The sequence below is a fragment of the Rothia sp. HMSC071B01 genome, from assembly GCF_001808945.1.
Classification (GTDB): domain Bacteria; phylum Actinomycetota; class Actinomycetes; order Actinomycetales; family Micrococcaceae; genus Rothia.
In genome coordinates this window covers 115,278-127,861 of record NZ_KV795081.1, presented here as the reverse complement: position 1 = coordinate 127,861, position 12,584 = coordinate 115,278, and the positions used below count along the sequence as shown (strand labels likewise).

General features: G+C 61.9%; 10 protein-coding genes. 9 read left to right on the top strand and 1 reads right to left on the bottom strand.

From position 1 onward, the window contains the following. Positions 1-295: 295 nt before the first annotated feature. Complete coding sequence (locus HMPREF2527_RS08700) at positions 296-577, bottom strand: YciI family protein (RefSeq protein ID WP_005508857.1); 282 nt, start codon at positions 575-577, stop codon at positions 296-298. Positions 578-807: 230 nt separating this feature from the next. Here HMPREF2527_RS08700 and HMPREF2527_RS08695 point away from each other — a divergent pair, with 230 nt between their 5' ends. The 9 genes from HMPREF2527_RS08695 (at position 808) to gatB (ending at position 12,264) form a co-directional block, all read left to right on the top strand. Next, positions 808-1,764 (top strand): biotin--[acetyl-CoA-carboxylase] ligase, encoded by a 957-nt coding sequence (locus tag HMPREF2527_RS08695; protein ID WP_070507793.1) that lies wholly within the window; start codon positions 808-810, stop codon positions 1,762-1,764. 124 nt (positions 1,765-1,888) lie between these two features. Continuing rightward, positions 1,889-2,377, top strand: a complete 489-nt coding sequence (locus tag HMPREF2527_RS08690) for a glucose ABC transporter permease (RefSeq protein WP_070507790.1) — start codon at positions 1,889-1,891, stop codon at positions 2,375-2,377. A gap of 291 nt (positions 2,378-2,668) precedes the next feature. After that, positions 2,669-3,820 (top strand): adenylate/guanylate cyclase domain-containing protein, encoded by a 1,152-nt coding sequence (locus tag HMPREF2527_RS08685; protein WP_049345199.1) that lies wholly within the window; start codon positions 2,669-2,671, stop codon positions 3,818-3,820. Then, positions 3,817-4,710 (top strand): PP2C family protein-serine/threonine phosphatase, encoded by an 894-nt coding sequence (locus HMPREF2527_RS08680; RefSeq protein ID WP_012903977.1) that lies wholly within the window; start codon positions 3,817-3,819, stop codon positions 4,708-4,710. Before HMPREF2527_RS08685 ends, HMPREF2527_RS08680 begins: the two co-directional genes overlap by 4 nt. A gap of 223 nt (positions 4,711-4,933) precedes the next feature. Then, entirely contained in the window at positions 4,934-7,165 is a 2,232-nt protein-coding gene (gene ligA / locus HMPREF2527_RS08675; protein WP_070507788.1) for an NAD-dependent DNA ligase LigA, read from the top strand. Positions 7,166-7,862: 697 nt separating this feature from the next. Further along, positions 7,863-8,627, top strand: a complete 765-nt coding sequence (locus tag HMPREF2527_RS08670; RefSeq protein ID WP_070507785.1) for a transglycosylase family protein — start codon at positions 7,863-7,865, stop codon at positions 8,625-8,627. A 215-nt stretch (positions 8,628-8,842) separates the two neighbouring features. Then, a complete protein-coding gene (gene gatC, locus HMPREF2527_RS08665) occupies positions 8,843-9,139 on the top strand; it encodes an Asp-tRNA(Asn)/Glu-tRNA(Gln) amidotransferase subunit GatC (protein ID WP_005507016.1) in 297 nt (98 codons plus the stop codon). A gap of 15 nt (positions 9,140-9,154) precedes the next feature. Beyond that, entirely contained in the window at positions 9,155-10,759 is a 1,605-nt protein-coding gene (gatA, locus tag HMPREF2527_RS08660) for an Asp-tRNA(Asn)/Glu-tRNA(Gln) amidotransferase subunit GatA (RefSeq protein WP_049338850.1), read from the top strand. Further along, on the top strand, positions 10,759-12,264 hold the full coding sequence (gatB, locus tag HMPREF2527_RS08655; protein WP_049341656.1) for an Asp-tRNA(Asn)/Glu-tRNA(Gln) amidotransferase subunit GatB: 1,506 nt from the start codon (positions 10,759-10,761) through the stop codon (positions 12,262-12,264). The genes gatA and gatB overlap by 1 nt, the downstream gene beginning before the upstream one ends. Positions 12,265-12,584: the final 320 nt, after the last annotated feature.

The window sequence follows — 12,584 nt, the reverse complement described above, 5'->3', positions numbered from 1 at the left end:
CGATTGTCGGGAGCCAGTGGTTGCGGTGATGGTTGTTCAGAAGGCCCCGAAGAGCACTCTTGAACAATGTGCATATCCCTCAACTATAGTGCGAACTAGGGCACATATGCCAGGTGAGAAGCCAGAATATCAACACTAGATACACTTTTATGCACCCAGCACCCAAGAAGGTGCATACAGTGAACGAAAAGCGCGAAAGAACCGCTCAAAAGAGCACAGAAAACCCCCCTTCCGCCTCGGCAATCCTTGCCTGCGGAAGGGGGTCTACGTTCAAGCTTTCAACGTGAAATGACGCTTAGATGGTGCCCAGGACCGGGTTCCACTCGGTGACGGTGTGAGACAGAACCGCGCCACCAATGTTCATCGGGTCGTTAGCCACAATCTTCTCGGCAGCCTCAGCGGAGTCAACCTTTGCAATCAGCAGAGCGCCGGCGGGGGTCTCGCCATCCAGCAGGGGACCGGAAACAATCAGGTTGCCCGCCTCAATCTGCGAACCAAGGTACTCGCGGTGAGCCGGACGGTACTTCGCCTGCTCCTCGGGAGCTGCGTAAACGTAAGTAATTGCGTAATAAGCCATAGCGGTCTTCTTTCGAGCAGGGCGGAGGAACCTCCGCAGCCGGTCGGTGCTTGATGCACCCTCACTGTCTAATGTACCGTCTCGGGTGCCGGTGGGCATCACCGGCGGCAAGAAATTGGTATGGTGAGAAATCAGTGCGACTCGGTAGAAACCGGCAGATTACGGCGGCAGGTTGATAGCGGGTCTGCGAATTGCAGGACTGATTGAGGTAGGACAGAAAGGTGCAGGCTATGGCTGAAAACATGCATAACGAGAGTGATCATTCGGTTTTGGATGCGCCGCGCATCCGCACCGTGGCGCTGGACGCGGGCTACTCCAGCGTAAACCTCTACGATGAAGTCGACTCCACCACCACCCGCGCCCGCGAGCTACTTATGGACGGCACGGACCCCGAACGCGAACAGCTCGGTGAGCTCTCCGTCTACGCCAGCCTCTACCAAAGCGCCGGACGCGGCCGCCTCGCCCGAGCCTGGACTGCCCCTCCCGGAGCCTGCCTCGCCGCGAGTATCGTGGTGCGCCCGCACGCCTCCGCAGACCCGCTCGCCCGAGAACTCCCCGAAGGCAGCTACCACTGGATGACCCTCATCGCCGGGCTCAGCGTGGTCGATATTTGGCGCAGCTACGGCGTGGATGCCGCCCTCAAATGGCCCAACGACGTCATCGCGCAGGGCGCTAAGGGGTGCGGAATTCTCGCCCAGCTCGTTCCCGAAAGCGGCTCCACCGAGGGGCAGCGCAGCATCATTGTGGGCATCGGCCAGAACACGAACATGTCCGCCGAACAGCTGCCCGTACCCACTGCCACCAGCCTGAGCCTGTGCACCGGGCAGGTCATCGACTCCTCCGAGGTGCTCGCCCGACTGCTCGGCATCTTCGCCCGCCGCTACCGCGCCTTCGTGCGCGCCGGTGGTGACCCCGAACGCCCCGACCCCCTCAACCCCGACCCCCTCAACCCACAGAGCATCAGCCTGCTCGACCAGGCACGCGCCTCCACCGCAACCCTCGGAGCCAGCGTGCGCATGAGCCTGCCCGACGGAAGCACCGTAGATGGCATTGCCGAAGACCTCGATGCGCAGGGGCGCATCCTCATTCGCCGCGAGGACGGAACCATAGAGCCCTACGCGGTGGGCGATATTGAGCATCTTCGCCCCGCCAACGGTAGCTACGGAGATTTTCAGCAGGCACACTAGAACCAACCTATAAAGTTTCTGCCCATAAAATTTTGCCCGGCACAGCAACACTGAATACGCCCGCACCACCTCAAACCGGCGCCTCTAATCCGGTACACACCCACCAGCACAGCTAAGGAACACCATGCGCCTGCGCGGAAAACTCAACCCCGGTGAGCATGTCATCATCGCCACCCGACAGCACTACGGTGCTCTGCTGCCCGCGCTCGCCTACCTGCTGGTTGCTATCGCCGCCTCAACCTTTGCCTCCACGGCACGGTCCTCACCGATTCTGTGGACTCTCGGCACGATGTGTGCGGTGGGTGCCCTGCTTGGTGCTGTGCGTACTGCCTGGCGGTGGGTTACCACCTACTACCTGCTGACCACCCATCGGCTCGTAGTGCGCCGCGGTGTGATGACCCGTAGCGGAGACGAATCCCTCTACCTGGATTCCATGGGCGAGCGCTGGGCAAAACAGCGTGGCCCGGGTGCCTGGTTGGGCTATGGGTCCGTGTATGTGGTCTGCCGCGGAGCGCATCACCGTCTGACCTATGTGCCTGAACCCAAGCGTTTTGAAAAAGAAATTAAATCCGCTCGACGCGACTACTACGCCCTGCGTTCCCGCTATATCTAGCCCTCTCTGGGGTGCGTCCGCCCACTATAAGGAGGGTGGACCGGTTGGCTCGGAGCCTAACCCGGCGCCTAAATCTGCCGAAAAAATGCGGATTAGAGTATTCTTAAATGTGAATTACTCCACTAAAATATCTTTGGGTGCGGGCGCTTTGACGCCCAAAACACCGCAGTGGGGGGTATATTAACAAGGCGCTATACAGTGAAGCAGTGCACAATCGACGCACGGCACACGCCAGCGCATCCGCACGACAGAACAGATGATCCGGCAGATATGAAAGGAGCGGCAGCGGCAATGAGCACGGCAGACCACCATGAACCTGCGCACTCTCCGCAGGGTACCGGCGCCACCATGGGCCCCGAAACCCAAATGCTGAACCTCAAAATTCTGCAGAACCTCGCCCAGAACAATATCTACCGCGACGAGGAATCCAAGGCGGGAATCCGAGCCCTCGAAAAGTCGCTCCTGGGACAGGGGCGCCGCTACACCCCCGTAGAAGCCGCAGAATGCGCCGGACTTCCCCTCGAAACCGCCCAGCGTATCTGGCACAATATAGGCTTCCCGACAATTGCCAACCACTCGCCCTACTTCACTGAAACAGACGTGCAGATGCTCGCCGACCTGCAGAAGTTGGACGCAGACGGCGACATTCGCATGGAATATGTGGCATCCCTCGTGCGCGCTGAAGGTCAACTGACCGACCGTACCGTCGCCTGGCAGATTGAGGCGCTCGTGCACAACATCATGGTCACCGAAAACCTCAGCGATAATGATGCCCGCCGCAAGCTCCTCAAAGACTTCCCGCGTTACCTCGAGGTTCTCGAGCGCCTGGCGCTCTACGCATACCGTCGCCAGATGTACGCCGGAATCCTGCGCCTGGGATTGCGCGAAAACAACGTGACCACCTCCGGACTTTCCCGCCTGCCCCTGGTGCGAGGCGTAGGGTTCGTTGACCTGGTTTCCTATACCTCCCTGGTGCGTAACCTGGACGCCGCGGCTCTTTCTCAGCTCATCAACCACTTTGAGCAGAGCTGCCTGGACGTCATCGCACCCCTGGGCGGTCGCATTATCAAGACCCTCGGTGACGAAGTCTTCTTCCTCACCGAAACCCCGGACACTATCGCAGAAATTAGCCTGCAGCTCTCCGAAAAGATCGGCGCCGACCCGCAGCTACCGGAAGCCCGCGTCGCCTTCATTTGGGGCGAGGTTCTGGCTAACCGCGGCGACGTGTACGGCTCCAGCGTGAACCTGGCTGCGCGCCTGGTCTCCCTCGCTGAACCGGGTACCGTGCTGACCGATAATGAGACAGCAAACACGCTCCGACAGGTGGGAAATCGCTATACTCTCACCTCTCAAGGGACGCGAAACGTTAGAAGCTTTGGTAACGTAGACCCCGTGGCGGTGACTCGTCGCGCGAACTACACAATGGAGATAGACCTCTCATGACTGAACTGAAACTACGTACCGGTGGTGCAACGCACCGCGGCGCACATCGAGAAAATAACGAAGATTCGATGGTCGTCGCCGGTTCACTTTGCGTGGTCGCGGACGGCATGGGAGGCCACGAAGCAGGCGAAGTAGCATCGCGCCTGTGCGTGCGTCAGCTCGCCTACTCGCCCTTCTTCACCATGCCCGGTGGCCGTAGCGAAGAGGAGCAGCAGGCCTACGCTGAACGCCTCGCCGCCATTGACGAATCCGACCCCGCCAAGCGCCGTCGCCGCGCAAACACCCTGCTTAACAATGAAATCGTGGGCACCCTGAACCGCCTGCACGATATCCTTGGCGAAACCAACGAAGAAATTAAGCAGGCGCTCTCCCGCGCCGGCGGCACGACCGTCACCGGCGCCTGGCTGACCAGCATTGGTGACCGTAACCTGTGGGTTATTTTCAACGTGGGTGACTCCCGAACCTACCGCCTGCTGCGTGAGGACGAGGGTATTCACCACTCCGCCATGGAGAAGCTGCCCGGCGCTGAAGGGGCCGCTTCGCTGGAGCAGGTCACCACTGACCACTCCGAGGTGCAGTACCTGGTTGACGAGGGTCAGATTACCGCCCTGGAGGCGCTGACCCACCCGCGCCGCAACGTGATTACCCGCGCGCTGGGTACCGGCAACTACTGGGAACCGGACTTCTGGGTTCTGCCCGCCCGCGCCGGTGACCGCCTGATGCTCTGCTCCGATGGTCTTTCCGGTGAGCTTTCGCACGAATACATGGCGCGTGTACTCACCTCGATCCGCCACCCGCAGGACGCCGCTGACGTGCTCCAGCACGAGGCGCTGCGTTCCGGCGGCCGCGACAACATTACCGTGATTGTTGCCGACGCTGTCGAAGCCTAAACTTCATACCTTGTGATTCACCCCCGCCCTCTACAGGTACTCGCGCGAGTGCCTGCAGGAGGCGGGGGTGAACTGTATCCGCACACAGAAACTAAGGAAGCGCAATCCGGTAAGTGGCTACGGCACTCTTGCCTCATCGTTTGCGTCATCGTTCGCGCTCGCGGAACCTGCCAATATGACGAGCGATAGGGGAGAGGCGGATCAAAAACGCTAGACTGGACGGGTGACTGAGAACAACACCACCCAGCAGACTGCCCCCGCCGAGACTCGAGCAGAGAGCCCCGCAGAAAACTCCGTGGAGATTACCGAGGCCCTGCGCGCCGAGTACGCGGAACTGACCGATAAGATTCGTGCCGCCCGCCGCGCCTACTACAACGAGGACGCGCCCTTCCTCTCTGACGCCGAGTACGATGCGCTCTACCGCCGCCTCGAAATCATCGAGGCGGAGCACCCGCTCATCATCGCCAACGACTCGCCCACTCAGGAAGTCGGCGGTGAAGCCATCGAAGCTTTCGCGCCCGTCACCCACCTGCAGCGCATGTACTCCCTCGAGGATGTCTTCTCCTTCGAGGAGCTACGCACCTGGTTGACCAAGACCGAAGAGAACACCCGGAACCTCACCGGTAGCGCACCGCAGTGGCTGACCGAGCTGAAGATCGACGGCCTGGCGGTGAACCTGCTCTACCGCAACGGCACCCTCGTACGCGCGGCAACCCGCGGCGACGGCACCACCGGCGAAGACGTCACCCACAATGTGCGCACCATTGCGAGCATCCCGCAGCAACTGACCGGCGAGAACCACCCCGAAGAGATTGAAATCCGCGGCGAAGTGTTCATCTCTTCCGCTGATTTTGAGAAGCTCAACGAGTCCATGATCGCCGCCGGCAAGAACCCCTTCGCGAACCCGCGTAACGCCGCGGCAGGCTCGCTGCGCCAGAAGGACGCGGCGATTACCGCCTCGCGCCCGCTGAGCATGTACGTGCACGGCATCGGTTCGCGCACCGGCCTGGATATTGCCACTCAGTACGAGACCTACGATCTGCTCGCCTCCTGGGGTCTGCCCGTGAGCCCCTACAGCGAAATCGCCGATAACACCGAGGTGGTGTTCGACTTCATTAACAAGTACGGCGAGCAGCGCCACTCCCTGGTGCACGAAATCGACGGCATCGTCATTAAGGTCAACGACTTCGCGACCCAGGCTCAGCTGGGCTACACCTCCCGCGTGCCGCGCTGGGCGGTGGCGTATAAGTACCCGCCCGAAGAGGTGCACACCAAGCTGCTGGACATCCGCGTGGATGTGGGACGCACCGGCCGCGTGACCCCCTACGGTGTTATGGAGCCCGTGTTCGTCTCCGGCTCGACCGTCGAACGCGCCACTCTGCACAACCAGGACGTGGTCAAGGCTAAGGGCGTGCTCATCGGTGACACCGTGGTGCTGCGCAAGGCAGGCGACGTGATCCCCGAGATTGTCGCCCCCGTGGTTGCCCTACGTGACGGCACCGAACGCGAGTTCGTCATGCCCAGCGAATGCCCCTCCTGCGGCTCGCCCCTTGCCCCCGGCAAGGAAGGCGACGTGGACCTGCGTTGCACTAACCCTCGCTCCTGCCCGGCACAGCTGACCGAGCGCGTGTACTATGCCGCAAGCCGCGGCGCCTTCGATATTGAGGCGCTCGGCTTCGAAGCAGCAAAGGCACTCACCAGCCCGGCAACCCCGGACACCCCTCCGCTAACCACCGAGGCGCACCTGTTTAGCCTCAACATTGAGGACCTGCGCGAGGTCACCATCGAGCGTGAGAAGAAGGTCAAGGGTGTGGGCACCGGAAAGATGGAGCGTGTGCCCTACTTCTACACCAAGCCGACCAAGGCACGCCCCGAGCCGAAGCCCACGAAGAATACGCTGAACCTCTTCGCCGAGCTGGAGAAGGCAAAGCAGCAGCCGCTGTGGCGCGTGCTGGTTGCCCTCTCGATTCGCCACGTGGGCCCGACCGCTGCCCGCGCGCTCGCCGCGGAGTTCGGTTCGATGCAGGCGATCCGCGAGGCTGACCGTGAACGCCTTGCCGCTGTGGACGGTGTGGGCACCACGATTGCCGACTCGATTATTGAGTGGTTTGCCGAGGACTGGCACGCCGAGGTGGTGGATTCCTGGGCTGCCGCCGGTGTGCGCATGGAAGATACTCGTGACGAGTCCGTGGAACGCACCCTGGAGGGCTTGACCGTGGTTGTGACCGGCACGCTGAACGGTTACACCCGTGACGGTGCGAAGGAAGCCATTATTTCTCGCGGCGGTAAGGCATCCGGTTCGGTGTCTAAGAGGACCCACTTTGTGGTTGCTGGCGCGAACGCCGGCTCGAAGCTGGATAAGGCTCAGCAACTGGGTCTGAAGGTTCTGGATGAAGAGGGCTTCACCGCCCTGCTCGAGGGTGGTCCGGAGGCTGTTGAGGCTACCGCCGAGTAGACCCGGTAGCGGGGTCATCTGAATCTGACCCCTGCAATATATAGAGCATTCAGGCTCTGGAGTGCGTGCTCCAGAGCCTGAATGCCAATTTTTGGTATTTGTAATTACCACAGCTTTTAAGGTGGAAGCGCCTTAAAACACTCCCAAAGCGAAGAAATATTTAAAAAATATTTACACGCCGTTCAAAACCCTTAAAGGTGGTGCTCATTCACCCCGATTCGGAAAGCTCAGTGGGGGAGTGCACTCGGGGTTAAGTCCCTAGAAAACCCCGAAATTCCGGGGTGAAACCCTTAAGATACGCGGGGTTCTAGGTCTTGATTAATGTTTCCTGCACTTTTAACCTGAAAGAACCCTGGGAGAACCCGGGACGTTCACTGTGAACTTGAAATCAGGTTGGAATCATAAAAAACCTCGGCTATCTTTGAGACCAGACAGATTCTCGCAAGGGAATCGCCTGTGTGGTTTCAAGCTTGGAATGCTTGAAACGATGCCCGGTTCTACCGCACGTCCCCACCGAGGAAGTGCCACCCGGATTCCGCACATAAGTGCAGAATCGCTCACGGTGACATGAAATCGGTGGAGAGCCGCTCACATGGTAGAGCCAGAATATGAGTAACCTACTTCGTTATCAAAGGGTGAGCGGCGGCGCGCTAGAGTTCCGGGGACGGAACGAGCGGGGACGGCCCCAAGGAGCATTATGAAGAACACTTCCATTCGTCGTACCGCAGCAGCTCTCGCCATCGGTGGCGCTGTAGCAGCTACCATGTCGATGCCCGCTGCAAACGCAGTAGACGGTGCTACCTGGGACGCACTGGCACAGTGCGAGTCCGGTGGCAACTGGTCCATCAACACCGGTAACGGCTTCTACGGCGGTCTGCAGTTCACCCAGCAGTCCTGGAACGGCGTCGGCATGTCCGGCTCCCCCGCGACCGCTACCCGTGCACAGCAGATCGAGGCTGGCGAGCGTCTGCTCGCTATCCAGGGATGGGGCGCATGGCCCGCATGCTCCGCTAAGCTTGGCCTCTACGGCAAGACCGGCGCAGCTCCCACCTACACCGAGCCCACCACCACCGTGGCTGCACAGTCGCAGACCCAGCAGACCTACACCGCTCCCGCGGCACAGGCTGCACCCGCAGCTCCTGCAGCTCAGGCTGCACCCGCAGCAGTTGAGGCACCCGCAGCAGCTCCCGCTGCACCGGTAGCACCCGCTGCACCCGCAGTTGAGGCTCCCGCAGCTCCCGCAGCAGCACCGGCAGCTGAGGCTCCCGTAGCAGCAGCACCCGTCGCAGCTCCCAAGGCTGCAGCAGGCACCTACACCGTGGTTCCCGGTGACTCCCTCTCGCTGATCGCTGCAAAGCTCGGCGTTGCAGGCGGCTACCAGGCAATCGCAGCTGCGAACACCGACATCATCTACAACGTTGACCTGATCTTCCCCGGCCAGGTTCTGACCATCCCCGCCTAAGGATTAACCCCCAAGCGTAACGTGGACACGTTGTAGCTCAACGCCCCGCACCTCACACGAGGAGCGGGGCGTTGAGCATTTAACCCGAAAATAGGGGAGGAGAACACCGCCTGACCACGCAAACCAGCAGGTAAACCCTCCAACCCCCAATGAGACGGAAAACGCAACCTCCACTACACTAGAGAAGAGACAAGAAAACAAACTACGGGAGAACCATGTCTGCCATCACCTTTGAACAGGTAAAGCACCTGGCATCGCTGGCACTCATTGAGATGACCGATGAAGAACTCACCGCGATGGCGTCTGAGCTGGACGTCATCGTCGCATCCGTTGAGACCATGTCGCAGAAAGCAACTGCCGACATCCCCGCGACCAGCCACCCCATCCCCCTCGAGAACGTCTTCCGTGAAGACGTGCCCGTCACCACCCTCACCCAGGAAGAGGCGCTCTCCGGCGCCCCCGACGCACAGGACGGCAAGTTCCGCGTGCCGGCAATCCTCGACGAAGACTAAGAGGAGAACAACCAAGTGAACGAACTGATCCAGCTCACCGCCGCAGAAGCAGCAGAAAAGCTCGCATCCGGCGAAATCACCTCCGTCGAGCTCACCCAGGCACACCTGGACCGCATCGCAGCCACCGACGGCGCACCCCTGAGCGACAATCGAGCAGACGGCAAGAACGGCCTCAACGCCTTCCTGCACATCAACGCCGAAGAAGCACTCGCCACCGCAGCAGCAGTGGATGCAGACCGCGCAGCAGGCAAGGAACTGCCCCCGCTCGCAGGCGTACCCATCGCCGTCAAGGACCTCATCGTCACCAAGGGCCAGCCCACCACCGCAGCATCGCGCATGCTCGAAGGCTGGATGAGCCCCTACGACGGCACCGTCACCCGCAAGGTCCGCGAAGCACGCATGCCCATCCTCGGCAAGACCAACCTCGACGAATTCGCAATGGGCTCCTCCAACGAGCACTCCGCATTCGGCGTAGTCCGCAACCCCTGGGCACTCGACCGCGCACCCGGCGGCTCCGGCGGCGGCTCCGCAGCAGCCGTCACCGCCTTCCAGGCACCCCTGGCACTCGGCACCGACACCGGCGGCTCCATCCGCCAGCCCGCAGCACTGACCGGTAGCGTCGGCGTCAAGCCCACCTACGGCTCCGTCTCCCGTTACGGCGTCATCGCCATGGCATCCTCCCTCGACCAGGTAGGCCCCGTCGCACGCACCGTCCTGGACACCGCGCTGCTCCACGAAGCAATCGCAGGCCACGACCCGCTCGACGCAACCTCCCTGCCCGATGAGCCCGGCAACTTCGTTGAAGAAGCCAAGGCAGGCGCAGAAGCAGCACGCAAGGGCGACCTGTCCGGCCTGCGCATCGGCGTCATCAAGGAACTCGGCGGCGGCGACGGCGAAGGCTTCGAAGCAGGCGTCCTCGCACGCTTCCGCGAATCCGTCGAAGAGCTGCGTGCCGCAGGCGCAGAGATCATCGAGGTCTCCCTGCCCTCCGTCACCGAAGCCATCAGCGCCTACTACATGATCATGTCCTCCGAGGTGTCCTCCAACCTGGCACGCTACGACGGCGTCCGCTACGGCCTGCGCGTCGTACCCGAAGACGGCCCCGTCACCATCGAACGCGTCATGTCCGCAACCCGCTCCGCAGGTTTCGGCCACGAGGTCAAGCGCCGCATCATCCTCGGCACCTACGCACTGTCCGCAGGTAACTTCGACGCCTACTACGGCGCCGCACTGCGCGTACGCACCCTCATCCAGCGCGACTACGCGGCAGCATTCGAAAAGTGCGACGTGCTCATCTCCCCGACCGCGCCCTCCACCGCGTTCAAGCTCGGCGAGAAAACCGAAGGCGACCCCATGGCAATGTACCTGGGCGACGTCGCAACCGTGCCCGTCAACCTGGCAGGCGTCCCGGCGCTCTCCCTGCCCGGCGGCCTCTCCGAAGAGAACAACCTGCCCGTCGGCATCCAGTTCACCGCACCCGCACGCGAAGACGCACGCCTCTACCGCGTCGGCGCAGCGCTGGAAGAACTGCTCACCGCAAAATGGGGCGCACCGCTCTACAAGAGCCTGCCCGACACCGAAACTCTGATCCGCGACTTTGACTTTGGGGGAACCAAGTAATGAGTGAAGAAGTCCTCAGCTTCGAAGAAGCCATCGAAAAGTACGACCCGGTCCTCGGCTTCGAGGTGCACGTCGAACTCAACACCAAGACCAAGATGTTCGACTCCGCACCCAACGAGTTCGGCGACGAACCCAACACCAACGTCACCCCCGTATCGCTCGGCCTGCCCGGCGCGCTGCCCATGGTGAACAAGACCGCTGTTGAGTCCGCCATCAAGCTCGGCCTGGCACTGGGCTGCGAGATTGCAGACAAGTCCTACTTCGCCCGCAAGAACTACTTCTACCCGGACTCCCCGAAGAACTTCCAGACCTCCCAGGCTGGCGGCCCCATCGCGGAAAACGGCTCCCTGGACGTTGAGCTCGAAGACGGCACCATCTTTACCGTCGAAATTGAGCGCGCCCACATGGAAGAAGACGCAGGCAAGCTCACCCACGTCGGCGGCGCAGACGGCCGAATCCAGGGTGCAACCTCCTCCCTGGTCGACTACAACCGCGCAGGCGTGCCCCTGATCGAGATCGTCACCCGACCCATCGTCGGTGCCGGCGAGCGCGCACCCGAACTGGCACGCGCCTACGTTGCCGCAATCCGCGACATCGTACGCTCCCTCGGCATCTCCGACGCCCGCATGGAACGCGGTAACGTCCGATGTGACGCCAACGTCTCCCTCATGCCCAAGGGCGCAGAGAAGTTCGGCACCCGCTCCGAAACCAAGAACGTGAACTCCCTGCGTTCGGTTGAGCGCGCCGTCCGCTACGAGATTCGCCGCCACGCAGCAATCCTCGAACGCGGCGAAAAGGTCACCCAGGAGACCCGCCACTGGCACGAAGACACCCGCGAAACCTCCTCGGGCCGCCCCAAGTCCGACGCTGACGACTACCGTTACTTCCCCGAACCGGACCTCGTACCGGTCGTCACCAACAGCGAATGGATTGAGCGTCTGCGCGCCGAACTGCCCGAACCCCCGGCAGAACGCCGCCGCCGCCTCAAGGGCGAGTGGGGCTACTCCGACGAAGAGTTCCGCGACGTCGTCAACGCTGGCGCACTCGACGTTATCGAAGAGACCGTCGCCGCAGGCGCAACCGCAGCAGCAGCCCGCAAGTGGTGGATGGGCGAAATCGCCCGCCGCGCAAAGCAGGCTGAAGTTGAGCTCACCGCCCTCGGCGTGGAGCCCGCAACCGTGGTTGCCCTCGAAGCGCTCATCTCCGAAGGTAAGATCAACGACAAGATCGCCCGTCAGGTGCTCGAGTTCGTCCTCGCCGGTGAAGGCACCCCCGCCGAAATCGTTGAGGCACGCGGCCTCGCCGTAGTCTCCGACGACGGCGCGCTCACCGCAGCCGTTCAGGAAGCACTGGCAGCAATGCCCGACGTTGCAGACAAGATCCGTGCCGGTAAGGTTCAGGCTGCTGGCGCTATCGTCGGTCAGGTCATGAAGGCTACCCGCGGTCAGGCTGATGCCGCCCGCGTGCGTGAGCTGATTCTGGCTGAGTGCGGCGTGGAAGGCTAAGCTTTTCTGCTGACCCGGCTCTAACGAAAGAGGCGCTGTCTCCCGAGGTGGGAGGCGGCGCCTCTTTTGTGCTCTCTTGTCCCGCATGGTTCCGCTTGGAAAGGCGGTTATCGTCCTCGTTCCTACAGGGCGGGTGGGTACGCTATACCCTTCCTCCGCTCCTGCAGGGGAACCCACCCTCTCGGGCGCTCCGCCCTCTCCTTGCTTCGCTGCGGAGAGCACCCGAGAGGGTACCCTGATGTCGCTTCCGGAGGGTATAGCTACCCCGCTTCGGCTAGGTTTGGCACGTCGCGTGGAGGGGCGGTGTCGTCCGTAGTGAC